Genomic DNA, 18,390 nt, shown 5'->3' with positions numbered 1-18,390 from the left:
GGCTATTTTTCCGCTTCGTGACGTGAGGCGAGAACAGCCTCGTAAAGCTCACGTTTCTTGGCTCCGAATTTTTCGGCGACGTCAGCCACTGCTTGCTTCATCCGCACGCCTTCATCAACCAACGACGCAACCTTGGGTAACAAATCCTCAATGGAAGCGGCATCGGCTTCTGGCGCACCGTGGACCACCACCACGATTTCACCGCGCACGCCGTCTTCAGCCCACGCACGCAGTCCGCTCAGCGAATCACGGCGCACTTCCTCGAATTTCTTGGTCAGCTCGCGGGCCACGGCCGCCTCGCGTTCCGGACCGAAAGCCTCAATCGCGGCGTCCAGGAAATCATTGAGCCTGTGCGGGGCTTCGAAGAACACCATGGTGCGATCTTCGTTGAGCAAGGAATCAAGACGCTTCCGGCGCTCCCCGGTCTTGCGCGGCAAGAAACCTTCAAAAGTGAAACGGCCAGTTGGCAAACCGGACAGGGCCAGCGCGGTCAGCACCGCGGAGGGGCCAGGTACTGCAGTGACTCGGATGCCTGCGCTCATGGCAGCAGCCACCAATGGGTATCCGGGATCCGAAACCGCTGGCATTCCAGCGTCGGAAACCACCAGAACCGTGGCACCCTCGGTAGCCAGCTCAAGCACCTCGGTGAGCTTATGAGCCTCGTTGTGCTCATGCAGGCTCATCACCTTGGCATTGATCTTAATGCCCAAGGCATGAGCCAGGTGGTGGAAGTTTCTGGTGTCCTCCGCGGCGATGATATCGGCGGTGGCCATGATCTCCCGCAACCGAGGCGAAGCGTCGGACAAATTGCCTATCGGGGTGGCGCCCAGGACGATTACGCCCTCATTATCTGAGTTCTGCACATTCTTAAGCCTACGCGACGCAGGAAAATCCTACTTTCTGGACTATCCACCGGTAGCATGATTTGGTGATGGGCACCTCGGTATTGAACACTCCGGACACCGGCCATGTACGCTCGGCGCGACAGGCCTTCACTTTTGAGAGCTTGAAACAACGGCTCCTACCCGTGGTTGCTCCTCGCGGCCCGCTGATATGGATCGTCCCGCTGCTCGTCACCCTTATCGCCGGACTCCTGCGTTTCATCAATTTGGCCCACCCGCACTTGCTGATCTTCGACGAAACCTATTACGTCAAAGATGCCTTTGCGATGCTGCAAAGCGGCTATGAGCGTGAGTGGGCTGACGAGAGCGACGAGCAATTCATTGCCGGTGACCCGCAGTTGCAGGACGAGTCATCCTTTGTGGTCCATCCGCCACTGGGCAAGTGGATGATCGGCGTGGGCATGCTGCTCTTCGGCGATTTCAATGGCTTCGGCTGGCGTTTTTCCACGGCGCTTCTTGGCACCCTGTCGGTTCTGCTCGTGACCCTGTGCGCGCGTTTGCTCTTCGGTTCCCACATCCTTGCCGCGATCGCAGGCCTGCTCATGGCCGTCGATGGCCATTCCATCGTCATGTCACGCACGGCACTGCTGGACATCTTCTTGATGTTCTTCGTCATTGCCGCGTTCTATGCATTGCTCAAAGACCGGGCCCAAGGCAGAACCGCACTAGCGCGGAAGCTTGCAGTTCCTGAAGGCAACCGCCCCGATGAATTCTTGCTAATCCACGGTCCGATGCTCTGGTGGCGCCCGTGGCGTCTGGTCGCAGCCATCATGCTTGGTGGAGCGGTTGGCATCAAGTGGTCGGCGTTGTCCTTTGTCGCTGTTTTCTGCCTCATGGCGGTGCTGTGGGACTTTGCCGCTCGGCGCACCGCAGGCATCCACAAATGGCAGTCTGCGGCCTTCACCCGTGACGGCCTGTACTCATTTATCACCATGATGCCGCTGGTCCTGCTGACCTACTTGTCCACTTGGACCGGATGGCTCATCACCCAGGGCGGACGCTACCGTAATTGGGCTCAGGAAAATCCAGGCGAAGGCATCAGCTGGCTGCCCGGGCCGCTGCGCTCCTTGTGGAACTATCACCAAGCCGGATATGAATTCCATACCGGGTTGAACTCCGAGCACGGTTGGCAGTCCTCGCCATGGACGTGGCCCTTTGCCGGGCGTCCGGTGCTGTTCTATTTCGAAGGCTACGACAAGGGCGTCAACGGCTGCGAACTGCAGCGTTGCACCGAGGTCATCACGGACTTGCCTAACCCCTTGATGTGGTGGGCCTGCACCATCAGCATGTTCTTGCTGATCTTGTGGTGGATTGGTGCCCGCGACTGGCGCGCCGGAGCAATCCTTTCTTCGGTAGCTGCAGGCTTCCTGCCATGGCTCATGTACCCAGAACGCACGATGTTCTTCTTCTACACTCTGCCACTGGTTCCGTTCATGGTGCTCGCGTTGACGTATATGATTGGCAGGTTCATTCCGCGCGACCCCCATTCCGGTGCCGTGTACCGCTCACGCGTCATCATAGTGACCATATTTATGGCGTTATTACTAGTCACGTCGGCCTTCTTCTGGCCAATCTGGAGTGGAGAAATGATCGCGGATGACTATTGGCGCTTGCACGTGTGGCTGCCTAGCTGGGGCTAGGCCACCTGCGGCTTAGCCACCTATTTACATGAAATAGGCCACTTAGCTGATCACCGATTTTCAAAGGACAACTCTTCCATGCAAGAAGTCACCGTCGAACTTCTCACCGCTTTAGCACCAGAGGTCAACACGACGAACCTGCTCCTTGACCGCGTGGCACGCGGTGCGCAGCGCCCGCTGTTCAGCGTGCAGCGCGACGGTGTTTGGCACGAGCTAAGCGCCTGCGCTTTCCTCACCGATGTCAAGCGACTTGCAATGACGCTGATCAATGACGGCTTGCAGCCCGGGGACAAGGTCGCGATTATTTCACGCACCCGCTATGAGTGGGCTCTGGCAGAAGAAGCGATCTGGTTCGCCGGCGGCGTGACCGTGCCCATCTATGAAACCTCCAGCGCATTCCAAATCGAATGGATCCTGCGCGATTCCGGTGCCCGTGTGGTGTTCGCTGAGAACCATGAGCTGCGCGCGAATGTCCGCCAGGCAGCAGCCCAGCTCGGCGAATCGGTCCGCACCCATATCTTTGAAGGTTCAGATACTGCCGACAAGTCGCTGATCCCCTCCGCCGGCCTGCATCAGCTGATGGTTCCAGCCTCGCAGGTCGATGAGCAGCTCATCGAGTCCCGTCGCGCTTCCATGGCCCTGGAAGACGTGGCCACGATGGTTTACACCTCAGGGACCACTGGCCGTCCCAAGGGCTGCAACATGACCCACTCGAACTTCGCCATGGTGGCACACAACCTGGCCGAGCACATGCTCGAAGTCCTGGGCGAAGAGCGCCGCACGTTGATGTTCTTGCCGCTGGCCCACGTCTTGGCCCGTGCCGTCCAGCAGACCTGCATCCACGGCGGTTCGGTAATTGCGCATTCCAGCTCCATGGCCAACCTGGTCGAGGATCTGGCAGCGGTCAAGCCTGGCTTCCTGCTGGCTGTGCCGCGCGTCTTTGAAAAGATCCGCACCACCGCCTTGGCCACAGCCGAACGCGGTGGCAAGGCTGAGCTATTCCTCAAGGCAGAACAGACCGCCATCGAGGTGTCCAAGATCCGCGACGCTCGTTCGCGCGGGATCAAAGCGCGGATGCCTTTGGGCCTGCGTGCTCGCCATGCCTTATTCAACAAGGTGCTCTATCCGAAGCTGCGCTCGGTTTTCGGCGGCCAATGCGCTTACGCGATCTCTGGAGCCAGCGCCTTGAGCCAGGATTTGGCGCACTTCTTCCGCGGTGCAGGCATTGACTTGCTCGAAGGCTACGGACTGACCGAGACCACCGCGCCGGCCACCGTGAACCAGGCATCACGCAATCGTGTGGGCACCGTGGGCCGCCCCCTCCCCGGCACCTCCATCAAGATCGCTGAAGATGGAGAAATCCTGGTCAAGGGCATCGGAGTTTTTGCCAGCTACCACAACAGCCCGGAAGCCACCGCGGCCGTCTTCGATCAAGATGGCTACTTCAAGACCGGTGACACCGGTGTCCTGGATGACGGGGGCTTCTTGCAGGTCACCGGGCGCAAGAAGGAACTGATTGTCACCGCAGGCGGGAAGAACGTCTCCCCCGGTCCCCTGGAAGAAATGGTCCGTGCCGGACGCATTGCCGCCCAGTGCGTGCTGGTTGGCGAACAGCGGCCATTCATTTCCGCCATCGTGACCTTGGATCGCGAAGAGCTGGTGCTGTGGGCCAAGGCCAACGGGCTTGGAACCATGACTCTGGCTGAAGCGGCCATCAACCCGGCTGTTATCGCCGAGATCCAAAGCTACGTCGATACCGCTAACCTGACCGTCTCCAAGGCCGAGTCCATCCGCAAGTTCGTTGTCTTGGAAGATGAATTCACCGAAGCTTCCGGGCATCTGACCAACTCGCTGAAGCTCAAGCGCCAGAGCGTTCTTGATCAATTCGAGGATCGCATCGAGGCGTTTTACCGCAAGTAGTACTCAACGCAAAAGCACTGGGGAGCAGTTCATTGAACTGCTCCCCAGTGCTTTGTGCTTTGTTATGCCCTAGTTCCCGATGCCGAAGGCGCGGGCTTCCTGGCGTAGCCTGGCAGCTTCGCGGCGGCGGCCAGTAGGCCAGCAACTGATCAGCACGGCGATGATGGCAGCCAGTACGAGCACTGCGATACCGATGGCGCTATCGAGCCAGAACTGCTCTGGGTACAACCGGATCAAAGTGTCGCTGACGCTGAAGGTCCATGTGCCTTCGGAGAAGAACAATGCGTGGAACTGGGTGAAGAAGGCGTCCCAGCCCATGATGGCTAAGACCACGAGCGCAGCTATCCCCGCCAAGGTCAGGATTGCCCCGGCGAATAGTGCCCGGCGCACGCCACCGGCATATCGCTTGGCAAGGTACCAAACTCCGATGACCAAGATGATGGCAAGAACAACGCCGAGGATGTAGGCGAATCCGATCAGATTCTTGACGTCCACCATGTGCTGGACTTCCCCGTCGGTAAACATGCTCGAACCGGTCGGGAGCTTCAGACCCGACAAGTACTCCGGACCGGCGAAGTTGTTCAGGTAGTCCACCCCGTAGCTGCCGTAGGTCAGGCGTTCAGGATCGGTGAAGCCGAAGGAGTCGCTTGGGAAACCAGGACGGCCATAGGACAGCGCCAAGAACGCTGGCGTAGCAATCAACCGAATCGCGGCAATCAGGGTCAGCAACGGGAAGACCAAAGCTACGATCACCTGAGCGGTACGGCCCAGGGCCGGCTTGGAATTCAAGGCACGCTCGCGTGCGACCCGGCGCTTTACCGCAGCTTCGGAACGTTCTGGCTCTGGTTCATAGCTGCCGAACACACGATTTCGGGCCTGGGCCACGGCCGCCTTGGTCGTTGGCAGCGATCCGGTCTTCGGTGCCACAGACACCGGCGGAACGCTTTGTTCAGCAGTGCTTGTGGTGTCAGCCTTCGCTGCTGGTTGAGCGCTCTTGGCGCCAGCTTCCTTGCCTTTGCTTTGGGCTTGCTTCTCAGCTTCAATTTCGTGCGGTAGCTTGATCGCACGGATGACGTCTTCTACAGGCTCTTTAGCCGTTGGCTTCGCAGCGGAAGCCTTCGCAGCAGGTTTCGCGGCAGCAGCTGGCTTGGCGGTTCCTGGCTTGGCTGCCGCTGGTTTTGCCGTGGCTGGTTTGGCTGCCGCAGCAGGCTTTGCAGCCGCAGGCTTTGCAGCCGCGGGCTTAGCAGCTGCTGGTTTGACCGGTTGCTTGACGGCCGGCGCTTTAGCGGCCGGGGTTTTGGCAGCAGCAGGTTTAGCAGCGGCGGCCGCTGGTTTAGCAGCGGCGGCCGCTGGTTTAGCAGCGGCGGCCGCTGGTTTGGTGGCTTCAGCAGGCTTGGCAGCAGCTGGAGACGTTTTGCTCGCGGCGGCTGCTTGGGCTTCGGCTTCGGTCTTGCCGGACATCGCTCGGCGGATCGCCTCTTTACGCGCGGCTTCCCGTTCGGCTGCGGCATTCGCCTGGGCCTGGTTCTTATGCTCTTCCAAACGCGCAGCAAGCTCTTCAGCTTTTTGGCTCAGGCTGGCCTGTGAGCGCGGCGCATTGCCAGTGGCAGCCGCTGCCGGCTGGCCCGTAGGTCCTTGCCCTCCAGTAGGGTTCTTCGCCGCCTCAGCCATGAGGAGTCCTCCTGCAATTCGCGCGATGGTGTGCTGTTTTGGGGTTACTTTTCAGGCCGCATACGGCCCATGCGCCTTTAGCATATCCAGCGAGTCGAGTCTTCTGACGGATTACCACACCAAAATTGGATTTCAGCTAGGACACAAAAAGGAGCGAAGGACCTGGCAGAAGCGCAGTTGCAGGTTCAAAAATTCGTTGGCGAAGACTGCCTAGGTTTCGTCGTCGCCGGCAGGCAGGACCGCCAGGCGTACTCGCGAGTCGAATCGCTGGGTCCGATTATCGCGGGCGCGGACCGAATCTGTCGGCGATTCTGATGCGTGGCGAGGTTCGCGAACCTTCGGTTCACGGTCGCGGACGGCATTGACCAACGCGTTCAACTCATCTTCTGGTTCCAGTACCTCCGGGATGGCACCGCGGATCAGGTTCCATCCGCTGGGAACGGTCAAGCGATTGGCATGACGGGCACACAGGTCATAGCAGTGCGGCTCCGGGTAAGTCGCCAAGGGCCCAAGAACTGCTGTTGAATCAGCGTATACGTAGGTAAGAGTTGCACGAGCCGTTTCACGGCAAGCTGGGCGAGAACAAAGACGAAGACCTTCCACGTCTGCCATTCTACTCGGCTGGCCCGCACTTCCTTGGGATCTTGTGCCTTTTGCGGGCTGATGACCATCAGCACAGTGTCGCAAGGGTTAGGCTGAGTTAATGAACTCCAAGTTGCCTGATCGTCCCAGCGGCCCGCGGCGTAATCGCCATGGGAGGGGACGGCGGGGGCCGCTGATTCCGATGCATCTTCCTGCGTACCGTTCTCGGCCGGAGCGATTCGATGATGCCGTGATGGCCAGCGCGCAAAGACTGGCGCAGCGCTGGCCCGGCAAGATCGAAAAGATCGAATTCCTGATTGATCCAGTCCCCAGTGACAAACTGCTGGATCAGGCCTCGGCACTCGGCGAACGGGTTCCGCTTGCTTCTTCGGTACCTGCTGGTGCTCGCAGCCCGGCACGCATCATCATCTACCGGTTGCCCATTGAGCAGATTGCAGAGAACACCGGTGAGCTCTTGGATCTGGTCCACCAGTGCGTGGTGCACGAGGTAGCGCAGCTATGGATGAAACCCATCTCAGAAGTGGACCCGTCGTATTTTCCCGAGGATCCGGACTTCTGATTCAAGGCATTGCTATCTGGCTGGGCTTTGAACTTCACGGCACGGCGCATGAGTCGCGATGCCCACACGCACAGCGCCGATCCAAACTAACGCTGAGCCAACCAAGTGCGCGACCACCAGCAACTCTGGAAGGCTGGTCACCGACTGGATCACGCCGATCAGGCCCTGTGCGGCAAATACGTAAACGTAGAGCTTGGCTTTGCGCTCCACCTCAGTGATCTGATCTCGTCGTGCACGGTTCCACAACACCGAGGCAACGCTCAAGGCCCCGAAAGCCACCGATGCGTGCACCACGGTGATCAGCAACCAGTCAAAGCCCATTCGCGGGACCTCGGCCGAATCACCCGCGTGCGGGCCTGAACCGGTCACACCGGTACCGAGAATTACCAGGACAGCACTGAGAACCACCAGCGCGCTTCCCAGTTTCCTAACCGATTCCGTGCTGAACTGCGGCTCGGTCCTTCCCAGATTCTGGACCTTGTCCCAGGTCGCTGCCGCAGCGGTGAGCAGCAACGTAGCGGCGAGGAAGTGCGCGGCAACAACATACGGGTTCAGTTTCACCCAGACAGTTACCCCGCCGATCACCGCATTGAGCACGACCAGCCAGAACTGGAACCACGCCCAGCGGGTGATCTGGGGAACTGCTTCGCGTTGCAGGCGGGCGGCAATAATGACCCAGCCAACGGCCGCGCAAAGGACAAAGGTGAGCAACCGATTAACGAACTCAATGGTCGCGTGGATTCCCATTTCTGCCGTTGGCGCGATGGAAGCACCAGTGCAGGTCGGCCAGTCTGGACAGCCTAGGCCGGAACCGGTCACTCTAACGACACCGCCTCCGACAATGATCAGAATTGCTGCGATCATTGCCGAAAGCGAAGCGGCCTTGAGCGATTTTCGTTCCAACGCAACTCGCTGAGCAAGCCACGCAAATGGGGTTACCAAAAGTCCAATTCCTTAATAGCGGTAATTTAGCCGCCGATGTTCACCACCATGCCGTCGCGTCCGGCATTCGCCTGTGGCATGGCCGCCCAGGCAATGGAACGCTCGGAACCGAGAACCAGCTGTGCCAGATATGCGTTGGCATCCGTTGAGAAGATGACCGCTTGGGCATCTTCAGAGACGGACTTCGGATCAAAGACGATGCTCTGCCCGGCGTCAATCTGAAGGTTCTTCGGCTTTTCAAGCTTGCCGTCCTTGTTGACCACCACGGCTTCCACCTCGGAGTCTGATGCCACGGCGGCGATGGCGAATTTGCCGGTGCCGTTAGCAGACAGCGGCATGGCCTGAGTCCCGGACAGCACGTTGGAGCTTGCGGCCCACGCAGTATCGGAGGAATCCTTCGGATCGGAACCGCGAACCATCTTCACCGCTGCGGTGACCGGAGCATCCGATTCAACAACCACCGTGTAGTAACCGCCGGCTAGCTGCGACAGGTCAATGCTCTTCGTGGCGTCCGATTCAACGGCGAGGTTATCCTCGAAGCTGGCGGCAACTTCTCCGTCTTCGCCCAAGACCTTCACCTTGAACCCGGCACCTGAGGCGCCGGTTGCGGAGACATGCAGCTGCGGCACCAAGGACTTGTTGTCCTTGCTCAGTTTCGAAAGATTCTCTTTGCTCTCAATCCACACCCCAGGAATCACCTGGCTGTTGGAAGCTGACGCGTTAGCGCCTACCAGTTCAACACCAGAAGGAGTCAACCCGCGCAATGCAGCCTGCTGAACTGAAGCGGTGATCTTTCCACCAATGCTAGTGACTTCAGCTGAAATGGAATTCAGGTCCTGGGCATAGCCGCCCAACACGATAGCCCGGCTTTCCCCCGCTGCCAGCACGATGTTCTGCAACGTCGAAGTATCAATCAAGCCTTCTGGACCACGAAGCCGCAGGGATACCTGGGCGGTGGTGTGAGTTGGGTTCGACAAATGCATGACGCTCGTGGACCCAGTGCTGGTCTGCAGGCCAGTGAAACGCCAATTCGAGGCCGGAGCCTGGCACGTTCCTGCTGCCAAGCCGGCCAAATCGCCGTCCTTGGCCTGGTAGCTGCGCAAGGTGCTGCCCTTGGAAGCTAGTTCGCCCAGTGGCTGCAAGGAATAGACCTGTGCATCATCAATGTCCTTGAGCGTTGAAATCTTGCTGATGAATCCGGTCAGGCCTTCATCATCGGCGCCCCGAGCTTCAGCAGCTTCGGCGTCATCGATTCGTTCCGTCAGCTCGTGCACGTCACTGCCATCAAGCTTGGACAAGGAAGAACCTGGAATACGCTTAGCGAGATCCGATACGACAACGCTGCGCAGGTTGCTGGAAATTTCCTTGGCTCCCGGAGCGAACTGCGCGTCCGTGCCTTCCACGCCCCTGAGCAATTTCGGGGTTGCCGAGCACACGCTGCTGGAGTCACCTGCAGGCAGGTTGGTCACCGCAGCTGGCAGCGACTTTTCAGCCGGCGCCGGAGCAAAGATCGATCCTGCGCCCACAACAGCGCCGGCAGCGAGTACTGCAGCCAAGCTGAGCAGAACCGCGCCGGTCTTCTTGCGGGTGGTGGCAGAAGCTGCGTCCTTGGACGCGGCGGCGCGAGCTTTGTCTAGCTTGAGACGACGCTGGGAGACCTTCCCATCGGCAGGTTCTGCAGCACTTGGTTCAGCAGCGGCTGCTGGCGCAGCGACGGCGCTGGTTTTGGCTGCTTCTTCCTTGGCCGCGTTGCGGGCGCGGACCTTCTCCAGCTTTTGGCGCCGCTTCGCGGCCTTGGGATCCTCGGCCTCGGCTGCCTTTGGGGCGTCCTCCGACTTGGATTCTGCAGACGGCTTCGGTTCGGTCTCTGCCTCCGCAGAGCTCATAGCGGCGCTCGGAGCAGCCGTAGCGGCAACCGGCGCAACGGTGCTGTGCCGTGCCGAGGAATCCTTGGCATCGGACGGCTTCGTTGCAGAGCCCGCTGAATCACCGGCAACCGGTTTCGTCACCGGATCATCTGCAGCCTGTTCCGGGGCTTTGCCAATCGCGGATTCGGGCAGGCTCTTCGCCTTCGCGCTATCGGGGTCCTTGGCAGGCTCAGCGCTCTTGGCTACCGGCTTGGCGACCGCGTCATCTTTGCTAGCGGCGGCTGGGAGCCCCGCTGCAGTTTTTTCCTGTGCTTCCGAGGACTTCGCAGTCACCGAGCCAGCCGCCTCTGGCTTTGGCGCACTTTGGTCTTCAGTCTTTTTGGCGTCAGGTTTTGCTGCGGAGCTGGAATCCGCTGCAGGGCTAGAAGCGTCTTTGGCTGCCGGTTGCGCTACAGGCTTGGGCTGATCCTTGGCTTCTTGCTGCTTGGAGGCCTTGGCCTCGGATTTTGCAGCTTTCGCTGAGTTCTTAGCTTCTGCCTTGGCCCGGGCTTGAGCTTCCTTGGCACGGATCTTATCCAGTTTGGCATCGACCTTGGCCTTCGCCTTGGCTGCCTTTTCCTCAGCGCGTGAGAGCGCAGCCGAAACCGGAGCGGAGTCCTTGGGTTCGGGCTGCGCGGCTGCTGGTTGAGGAACCGGAGTCTGTTCAGCGGGCTGGTCAGCAGAATCCGCTGAGTTCACGTTCTTCTCGTCGCTCACTACTTTTTCTCCTGCTCGGCTTCAGCGTCCGAAATACGGTCGCTGAGCTTCGGGGTCAAGTTCTCACGAATCTCGCTGGCGCGTTCGCGTGCCTCTCGGCGGCTTTGCGGCATGGTTCCGGTTGCTGGGCTTTGTACTTCAGCTGCGGCCAGAACCTGTGATCCATCAGCGACTTCTTCAGTTTCGCCGCGTGGTTCACGGAAGCGGTACTCGGTATTCCGGTAGTTGGCGAAACGTCGCGAACTTGGTACTGGGATGGCCAAGAGAACGGTAATCAGCAGCACTATCGCGCTGAGCACCAGAACAGGAATGGCCATGGAATCCTTATGGGTCAAAGCCAGCTTTCCACCTTCGGCAGGAAGCTCATAGGCCTGGGCCCAACGTGTTTCCGAGTCTTGCGGGTAAGCGACCGAACGCAAGGATTCGCCATTGAGGCTGGCGCGCAGCTGCGGATCTGACGCGGTAGCCAGAACCAAGGTGCGCTGCGAATCAGCGGCCGGGATCTCAATGTTAGTGATCTTGCCGCGCTGGGTCGGCAAGATGGTCACGTCGCCATTTTCCGAGACAATGCGGGCAAAGCCTGCGCTCTGCGAGTCTTCGGTGGATTCGTAGTCCACACGCCAGAGCCAGCCGCTGTCGGTCTGGCCGACCGAGGCCAGGCCCGTTGCCGCATCCAAGGTGCGAACGGTCGCTGGGACGGATTCGCCAGTCTCGTTGAGCACGATGTAGCCCACGCCCAAATCACGCAAGGACTCGCGTGAATCCAACGCGGATCCGGAAAGCAGCATGGCCACTGCCTTGCTCTGGACCTGCGCAGTGGCTGATGCTTCATTGCGTTCAGGATCCAGCAGCGATCCGCTCAGCTGCTTGACTAGCGAGTAGCGGCTGATTCCGTCCAGGGTTTCGCCTGAGCCGACAACCAAGTGGCTGTCGATTTCACCGGAGGATCGTGGACTGAGCACCAAGGTGCGCTTCTGGAATTCAGAGCGGCCGGCATCAGCAGCCGTGGCCGGCAACGTGCGAGGCTGGGAGCTACGCACCTGCTGGGCAGAGTTCATGGCGCTAAGCGTCTCGGATTCAGCTGCTGGATTCAGCTGGGCACCAAGCAAGAAAGAGCCCGAAGCGAGAATGGTGAGCACGCTGAAAACAGCCATCAGGCCCATAACTGGACGAGCTGCCTGCTTGCGCACCGAACGCAACTGGTCTTCATGGCGCAAGGCAGCCAAAGCGTTGGCGGCCGCGGCCAGCATCGCGAACATTGCGAAGGAAACGAACGGACCGGTGTAGGCGCTCACGCCCGTATGCGAGTCCAGGGTGTACGGGACAAACCCGACAGCCCAACCGGCAGCCAACGAAAGTACAGCACCCCACAGCAGGCGGCGGGAGTTGCGGCGCATGCTCGCATTGTGGCTGAACGAAGAACTCAGGGTTCCAAAAACGGCCAGGCCGATAATCGGCGCGCCAACTAGCAGCGCGGCAACCAGGGCCCATGGTCCAGTAGGCAAGAAGTCCCAGCCCACCAACGACGCGTTCGCGTTGAAGTATTCAGGGAAGCCCAGCAGCATCTGCCATGGAGCAGCTGGCGAGAACGCCTGCGCGGCACCGGGCTCGGTGAACAGCAGTCGCAGATCTCCCAGACCGGCGAACAGCAGTGGAAGGTTCCATACCAGGGCAGGCAGCGGGATCCACCATAGGCTTCGTGCCCGGCGCACCGAGAAGATGGCCAAGACGTAGATCAGGATGCTGGCGGTCAGGAAGAAGGAGACGGAGCCAGCGGAAATCACCCAGAGCAGCAGTGCGGCGCTTGCCGAAGCAGTCCACGCGGAGACGGACTGCTGCTTGGCGGTCTTGGGCTTGGCACCGTCAATAGCCACATGGGCATTCATGGCGCGAATGATCGCCAGGAAGAACAGCGGCAGCAGGATATGGATCAATACCGAGCCGACACGTCCCGAAGCCAGCGACGAGACCAATGAAGGCAGCAGTGCCCAGATCAAGGCGGCAAAGAAACGTACGGCGCGGGAGCGGCTCACCGCGCCAATGCCCCACCAGGCGCTCAAGGCTGCCAGCGGCATCGCGGCGAAGAAGAGGTAGACCGATGCTTCGTTGGCATGGTCGAAAGTCAGCAGCGAGAACAGCCAGAACAAGAGGTCCGAGTTATCTGGTGGTGCGCTCAAACCGGTGGTGGTGTTCTGCCACCAGGACAGGGCGTTAGCGCCGATTTCCTGGTTGGTGTTCGAGAACGGGCGCAGGGCACCGCCGGATAATGCGCTGGACCCGAGCAGGCTGCGCCAAGCGATCATCGAGGCTGCCCCGGAGAACAACAGCGCCAGAATCAGCGAAAGCACCGCGGTGGTGCGTGGAGGGCGGGCGATCCGTACGAAATCTGAGAAGTTGTCACCGCTGGGTTCAACCATCGCGTCGGCACCGCTGCCGTCGCCATAGACTTCGCCGTCGCCGCGACCGGTGGTCACATTGCGCCGGTATTCGCGCACCTGCGCGCCGGTGGCCATGAGCTTTCGAACCTGGCGGCGGGGAATTTCACGGATTTGAGCAACATTGCGGCGTGAAGCGGCCAGCTTGCCCGGGGTGAACAGGCCACGAAGTACCGAGCCCAAATGGCTGAACCCATGGCCTGGGTCCTTGGCCAATAGAGCTACAAGGAAGTGGCCGATGCCGCCGAGCAGCAACCCGATCCACAAAAATGGCAAAGCCAGCGGGGATGCGAACTTCAAGCGCTGGAAGACTTCAGCGCGCTTGGCTTCGCGAGGACCGGCCAGCGAGTCGACTACCTCGACCTGGTGGTACATCTTGGCGCTCGGAACCACAACAACGCGGTGTCCGGCCAAGCGGTTGCGCCAGCAGAGGTCAACGTCGTCGCCGCGGCCTGGGATTGCCGGGTCGAATCCGCCCAGGTGTTCAAAAACTTCACGGCGGATGAACATGCCAGCCGAGGAGACTGCGAAGTAGTCGCTGCGTCCGTCGTACTGCCCCTGGTCGACTTCGTCGATATCGATCAGGGTCAGGCGCTGGGCCTTGCGGTCCACGCTCAAGCCGACTTCGGCCAGGTGGCGCGGGTTGTCGATGTCCAGCAGCTTGCAGCCGGCGATGGATACCGACTCGGATGCCTCGACGGCGCGAGTCAGCTGTTCCAGTGCGTCCGGAGCCGGCATGGAGTCATCGTGGATAATCCATAGCCACTCATCACGGTCCAAACGCGCTTCTGGTAGTTGCGAAACGGCCACTTCCAGCGAGAGTCCCAAGGATCCTTCATCGGCAACCAGCAAGGCTGCATTGGAAGGCAGGTTGGCCTGCAAGACCTCTAGCGAGGCATCAGAGGACGAAGCGTCAACTCCGACAAAGCGTTCGATAGGCCGGGATTGGTTTCGCAATGCGGCCAAAGTGCGTGGTAAAAAGTCAGCGCCATCGTGCGAAGCAACGATGGCGGTGACATGAATTGGCGGACGAATTAGATTGCTCGTTTCCGTAGACGGCGACGTTCGCGCTCTGAGAGCCCTCCCCAGATTCCGAAGCGCTCGTCATTGCTTAAGGCATATTCTAGACATTCTGATCGGACAACACATGCGCCGCAGACACGTTTCGCGTCACGAGTCGACCCTCCCTTTTCAGGGAAGAATGCCTCGGGGTCGGTCTGTGCACACAGTGCACGGGCTTGCCAGCCCAGTTCGCCCTCATCAACTTCTCCGCCAACGCCAAGCCATACAGCCTTGATCGTTTCGCGCACTTCATCATCTTCGTCGAGCTCAGGTGCCCACGAACCGACCGAAGAAATTTCTTCTGGTTCCGATGATGCGTCATGCACTTTCAAGAAGTTGTCGGCCGCGGTCTCCAGATCGGCTGCAACTGCAACCCGTGCGGACTCACCGGCTTGAGGATCGACAAACCAGTCGGATGGTGCGTCCTCCAGCCCGTATTGAGCCGACGCAACAGCCGAGGTCGAAAATTCGGAGTACCCGTGCTCCAGATTCGCCATGGTGATGTTGACCTTTCGATTGGTTTGAGTAGATCAGGCCGTCACTGCTCCCGATCCATCCGGCAGCATTTATTCCATCGAATTCCATCGAACTAGCGAAAAGTGATGAACATGCTCGGACGCACCATCTAATTACAGCCGTGTAACTCCGCTAGAGTCAAGTGGGGAGGTCATTCTAAGAAGAGTTCTCAGGAAACTCCCGGCACAACACGCCGTCAAAAGACGCATATGAGATGGGCGAGTCCCGTCTTAGCTGAATTCTCGGTGAATTCTCAGTATTTAAATTTAAGGACATTCGATGAGCAATAGCCTACAATCAGGGACTTTTGTGGAGAATCTGCTCTCCCCGCGACGCGGCTCGGCCTCGCCTTGGCTCACCTGGTACTCCGTTATCGGGGAACGCATAGAGCTCTCCGGACGGGTATTTGACAATTGGGTCGCGAAAAGCGCCAACCTTTTGGGTGAAGTTTTCGACCTCGATGAGGACTCCGTCGTGGTTCTTGATTTGCCAGCACATTGGAAGTCCCTGGTCCTGGCGCTAGCTGCACTGCATCACGGCGCCACGCTGGTTGACGCTGAGCAGGCTGACGCCCAGCAGGCCTCGGTTTGGGTCACGGCCCAACCAAATGACCCACGCATCCCCAATAGCTCTGAAATCCTCGCTGTGAACCCGGCAGCTCTCGCGCTGTCCTTCGGCTCGGATCTCGGCCCTGTCGCAGAAGACTTCAACGCCTCCGTGCGTACCTACGGGGATCAGTTCTATCCCTCGCCAGTTTCTGGTGATACCTCAGCGATCGCAACCAATGGTGACGCCCCCATCGGCCTTGCCGCGCTATTCGATGCCGCGGCTAAGGCGCAAGGAACTATTCTAGTCCGTGCCCAGCAGCCCGTGCTCACCTTGCTTCCCTATGCAATTGGCCAGTGGAAAGCAGGAGACGGAATTGTGCTAGTGGAAGATGGATTGGAAGTGACCGAGCGTCTTCGCGAAGGCGAACGCATCACCTCCGACTACCAGCCAGCTGGCTAGCGAACCACCGTTGGGAGGGTGCCGGTATCGGCCTGGGCGGTGGATTCCATCGTGCCAGTGCCGGTATCTGCCCGATTTTTGTCCAGAATCTCGTGGTCATGGGCAAATTTTTCTTCTTGGTCCATTTCCTTGCCGAAGACCCAGAAACGGTAGGCGAAGAAACGGAAGATGGTGCCCAGCACCAAGCCGACGACCGAACCGGCGATGAACACCGACGTTGGATCGGTCAGGCCCAACCAGTACTTGGTGACCCATACGCAGGCGGCGGCAATGCCCAAGCCGATAGCATTCATGATGATGAACATCACCAGCTCGCGCAGCACATTGGCCTGGCGGCGGTGGCGGAAAGTCCAATAGCGGTTGGCCACCCAGGAGAACATCGTCGCGACGATGCCGGCAATGATCTTTGCCTTAACCTGCGAATCGCTCATGGGGCCATGCAGCAGCCAGACGTAGATGCCCGAGTCGATGATGAACGCGATGCCACCGACGACACCGAACTTCGCCACCTCGCGCCACAGCAACGAGATGAGTCCGGCTATTTTGAGTTTAATGCGCTCGAGCAATTGTCCTCCAGGGAATTCTGTTCCCGTCTGGCTAGCAGTAACAACGCGCGCTACATGCTAGGAGAAGCCCGCGATCTTGTTATTTTATCCGTACTTTCTGAAAATTGACCGGATTGTGAGAGTAATCAGACATCGCGCATGCGATTCTCAACGCCGCTTTCGATACCCTAGTACTCGTGAGCTTTCCAAAAATTGGTGTGATTGGTGGCGGGCAGCTAGCCCGAATGATGGCCCCTGAGGCCCTGAACCTAGGTTTTGAATTGCATATTCTTGCCGAGGGTCCTGACGTTTCAGCTGCGCGCTGCGTTCCGGACGCCCCGGTAGGCGACTACAAGGACCTCGAAACCCTGCGCGAATTCGCCAAGGGCAAGGACGTAGTCACCTTTGACCACGAGCACGTTCCCAACGATTTCCTGACGACCCTGATCAACGAGGGCGTCAACATCCAGCCGCGCCCGGCAGCCCTGATCCATGCCCAGGACAAGCTGGTCATGCGTGAAGCCATCGAGCGCCTGGGACTTCCCAACCCGCTGTGGGCCAAGGTCGAGGACGTCGAGGCGCTGATCGCCTTCGGCGAGAAGGCCGGCTGGCCGATTGTTTTGAAGACTCCGCGCGGCGGCTACGACGGCAAGGGCGTGCGCATGCTCGACAATGCGCAGGACGCCAAGGACGCAGCCGACTGGTTTGCCAACGGTCCGCTGCTGGCCGAAGACAAGGTCGATTTCTCCCGCGAGCTCTCTGCTTTGGTCGCCCGCACCCCTTCCGGCGAGGCCAAGGCCTGGCCGGTAGTTCACACCATCCAGGTTGATGGCGTCTGCGACGAAGTCATCGCACCGGCCCAGGACATCGACGATGCCACCGCGGCCACCGCAGCCAATGCGGCATTGCGCATCGCCGAGGAATTCGGCGTTACCGGTGTCATGGCTGCAGAACTCTTCGAAACCCCCGGTGTCGGCGCCGGTTTCGTGATCAACGAGCTGGCCATGCGTCCGCACAACACCGGACACTGGACCATGAACGGTTCGGTCACCAGCCAGTTCGAGCAGCACCTGCGTGCGGTCTTGGACCTGCCGCTGGGCGAAACCAGCGCACTGGGCGTCACCGTCATGAAGAACTACCTCGGCGGCGCCAACCAGGATCTGTACTCCGCATTCCAGGCGGCGCTGGCTGCCGCCCCGGAGGTCAAGGTGCATGCCTACGGCAAGTCGGTACGCCCCGGGAGGAAGATCGGCCACGTGAACATCGTGGCAAACGCCGGGCAAAGTGTGGATGAACTTCGCTCCCAGGCCAACAAGGTTGCCGCGCTGATCCGCGATGGCGCCGACGCCACCGTCTAGTCTTTATTTTGATCAAGAGCCGTTGCCAGGTGTCTGGCCGCGGCTCTTACTAGAACACTGCAAGGAAAATCTCATGTCTGAAGCACCACTTGTCGGCCTCGTAATGGGTTCTGATTCGGATTGGCCGGTAATGCGCCTCGCCGCGCAGGCCCTGGCAGAATTCGGAATCCCCTTTGAAGCGGACGTCGTTTCAGCGCACCGCATGCCCACCGAAATGATCGACTACGGCAAGAAAGCCCACGAACGCGGGATCCGTGTAATCATCGCCGGCGCCGGCGGCGCAGCGCATCTTCCCGGCATGCTTGCAGCTGTTACCCCGCTGCCAGTGATCGGAGTTCCAGTTCCACTGGCTAAACTAGATGGAATGGACTCCCTGCTTTCCATCGTTCAGATGCCTGCAGGAGTCCCCGTAGCAACTGTTTCCATTGGCGGAGCTCGCAACGCAGGCCTGCTTGCTGTGCGCATGCTCTCAGCGGGAACCGACGAGCTAGCCGAGTCGTTACAGGTAAAGTTGCTTCAGTTTGCAGATTCATTGCGCGAGCAGGCCCACGCCAAGGGCGCGGCTCTGCGTGCTGAAGTTGCCAACGAGAATTTCGCTTCCTAGG

The 18,390-nt window shown here is 59.7% G+C and carries 14 protein-coding genes; 6 read left to right on the top strand and 8 right to left on the bottom strand.

Annotated features, from left to right (window positions below):
* Positions 1-2: 2 nt before the first annotated feature.
* Positions 3-863 carry a 16S rRNA (cytidine(1402)-2'-O)-methyltransferase gene (rsmI, locus tag AARI_RS04450; protein ID WP_013348151.1) on the bottom strand — a complete coding sequence of 287 codons (861 nt, stop codon included), beginning with the start codon at positions 861-863 and terminating at the stop codon, positions 3-5.
* A gap of 68 nt (positions 864-931) precedes the next feature.
* On the opposite strand from rsmI, the gene AARI_RS04445 reads away from it, so the two are divergent.
* A complete protein-coding gene (locus AARI_RS04445; RefSeq protein ID WP_013348150.1) occupies positions 932-2,542 on the top strand; it encodes a dolichyl-phosphate-mannose--protein mannosyltransferase in 1,611 nt (536 codons plus the stop codon).
* Positions 2,543-2,620: 78 nt separating this feature from the next.
* A complete protein-coding gene (locus tag AARI_RS04440; RefSeq protein ID WP_013348149.1) occupies positions 2,621-4,462 on the top strand; it encodes an AMP-dependent synthetase/ligase in 1,842 nt (613 codons plus the stop codon).
* Positions 4,463-4,531: 69 nt separating this feature from the next.
* Here the strand turns inward: AARI_RS04440 and AARI_RS18455 are convergent, their stop codons facing one another.
* Together AARI_RS18455 and AARI_RS19130 are read right to left on the bottom strand one after the other, a co-directional pair.
* The gene (locus tag AARI_RS18455) at positions 4,532-6,133 is read right to left on the bottom strand and encodes a TIGR01906 family membrane protein (protein ID WP_013348148.1); all 1,602 of its coding nucleotides are present in this window, start codon (positions 6,131-6,133) and stop codon (positions 4,532-4,534) included.
* A gap of 210 nt (positions 6,134-6,343) precedes the next feature.
* Positions 6,344-6,745 (bottom strand): DUF3499 domain-containing protein, encoded by a 402-nt coding sequence (locus AARI_RS19130; RefSeq protein WP_081461091.1) that lies wholly within the window; start codon positions 6,743-6,745, stop codon positions 6,344-6,346.
* Positions 6,746-6,836: 91 nt separating this feature from the next.
* Here AARI_RS19130 and AARI_RS04420 point away from each other — a divergent pair, with 91 nt between their 5' ends.
* Positions 6,837-7,295 carry a metallopeptidase family protein gene (locus tag AARI_RS04420; RefSeq protein ID WP_013348145.1) on the top strand — a complete coding sequence of 153 codons (459 nt, stop codon included), beginning with the start codon at positions 6,837-6,839 and terminating at the stop codon, positions 7,293-7,295.
* Between the two features lie 12 nt (positions 7,296-7,307).
* Here AARI_RS04420 and AARI_RS04415 read toward each other — a convergent pair whose 3' ends face one another.
* The 4 genes from AARI_RS04415 to AARI_RS20255 form a co-directional block, all read right to left on the bottom strand.
* Entirely contained in the window at positions 7,308-8,198 is an 891-nt protein-coding gene (locus tag AARI_RS04415; RefSeq protein ID WP_162094118.1) for a COX15/CtaA family protein, read from the bottom strand.
* A gap of 65 nt (positions 8,199-8,263) precedes the next feature.
* On the bottom strand, positions 8,264-10,861 hold the full coding sequence (locus AARI_RS04410) for a DUF5719 family protein (protein ID WP_013348143.1): 2,598 nt from the start codon (positions 10,859-10,861) through the stop codon (positions 8,264-8,266).
* On the bottom strand, positions 10,861-14,319 hold the full coding sequence (locus tag AARI_RS04405) for a glycosyltransferase family 2 protein (RefSeq protein ID WP_257997971.1): 3,459 nt from the start codon (positions 14,317-14,319) through the stop codon (positions 10,861-10,863). Before AARI_RS04405 ends, AARI_RS04410 begins: the two co-directional genes overlap by 1 nt.
* An 11-nt stretch (positions 14,320-14,330) precedes the next feature.
* Entirely contained in the window at positions 14,331-14,855 is a 525-nt protein-coding gene (locus tag AARI_RS20255; protein WP_013348141.1) for a WhiB family transcriptional regulator, read from the bottom strand.
* Positions 14,856-15,153: 298 nt separating this feature from the next.
* Here AARI_RS20255 and AARI_RS04395 point away from each other — a divergent pair, with 298 nt between their 5' ends.
* Positions 15,154-15,882, top strand: a complete 729-nt coding sequence (locus AARI_RS04395) for a TIGR03089 family protein (RefSeq protein WP_013348140.1) — start codon at positions 15,154-15,156, stop codon at positions 15,880-15,882.
* Here the strand turns inward: AARI_RS04395 and AARI_RS04390 are convergent.
* The gene (locus AARI_RS04390) at positions 15,879-16,448 is read right to left on the bottom strand and encodes a GtrA family protein (protein WP_013348139.1); all 570 of its coding nucleotides are present in this window, start codon (positions 16,446-16,448) and stop codon (positions 15,879-15,881) included. The two genes, AARI_RS04395 and AARI_RS04390, sit on opposite strands and share 4 nt — an antisense overlap.
* A gap of 176 nt (positions 16,449-16,624) precedes the next feature.
* Between AARI_RS04390 and AARI_RS04385 the strand changes: the two genes are divergently transcribed.
* Positions 16,625-17,785, top strand: a complete 1,161-nt coding sequence (locus AARI_RS04385) for a 5-(carboxyamino)imidazole ribonucleotide synthase (RefSeq protein WP_081461089.1) — start codon at positions 16,625-16,627, stop codon at positions 17,783-17,785.
* A 73-nt stretch (positions 17,786-17,858) separates the two neighbouring features.
* The gene (purE, locus tag AARI_RS04380; RefSeq protein ID WP_013348137.1) at positions 17,859-18,389 is read left to right on the top strand and encodes a 5-(carboxyamino)imidazole ribonucleotide mutase; all 531 of its coding nucleotides are present in this window, start codon (positions 17,859-17,861) and stop codon (positions 18,387-18,389) included.
* Position 18,390: the final 1 nt, after the last annotated feature.

Source organism: Glutamicibacter arilaitensis Re117 (assembly GCF_000197735.1).
Taxonomy (GTDB): Bacteria; Actinomycetota; Actinomycetes; order Actinomycetales; family Micrococcaceae; genus Glutamicibacter; species Glutamicibacter arilaitensis.
The sequence above is the reverse complement of the archived record's forward strand: the minus strand, read 5'-3'. Positions and strand labels throughout refer to the sequence as shown.

Bases quoted from the DNA above. Each gene is read 5' to 3' on its own strand.
- AARI_RS04445 (WP_013348150.1), top strand. From the start codon at position 932: ATGGGCACCTCGGTATTGAACACTCCGGACACCGGCCATGTACGCTCG.
- AARI_RS04440 (WP_013348149.1), top strand. From the start codon at position 2,621: ATGCAAGAAGTCACCGTCGAACTTCTCACCGCTTTAGCACCAGAGGTC.
- AARI_RS18455 (WP_013348148.1), bottom strand. From the start codon at position 6,133: ATGGCTGAGGCGGCGAAGAACCCTACTGGAGGGCAAGGACCTACGGGC.
- AARI_RS19130 (WP_081461091.1), bottom strand. From the start codon at position 6,745: ATGGCAGACGTGGAAGGTCTTCGTCTTTGTTCTCGCCCAGCTTGCCGT.
- AARI_RS04420 (WP_013348145.1), top strand. From the start codon at position 6,837: ATGAACTCCAAGTTGCCTGATCGTCCCAGCGGCCCGCGGCGTAATCGC.
- AARI_RS20255 (WP_013348141.1), bottom strand. From the start codon at position 14,855: ATGGCGAATCTGGAGCACGGGTACTCCGAATTTTCGACCTCGGCTGTT.
- AARI_RS04395 (WP_013348140.1), top strand. From the start codon at position 15,154: ATGAGCAATAGCCTACAATCAGGGACTTTTGTGGAGAATCTGCTCTCC.
- purE (WP_013348137.1), top strand. From the start codon at position 17,859: ATGTCTGAAGCACCACTTGTCGGCCTCGTAATGGGTTCTGATTCGGAT.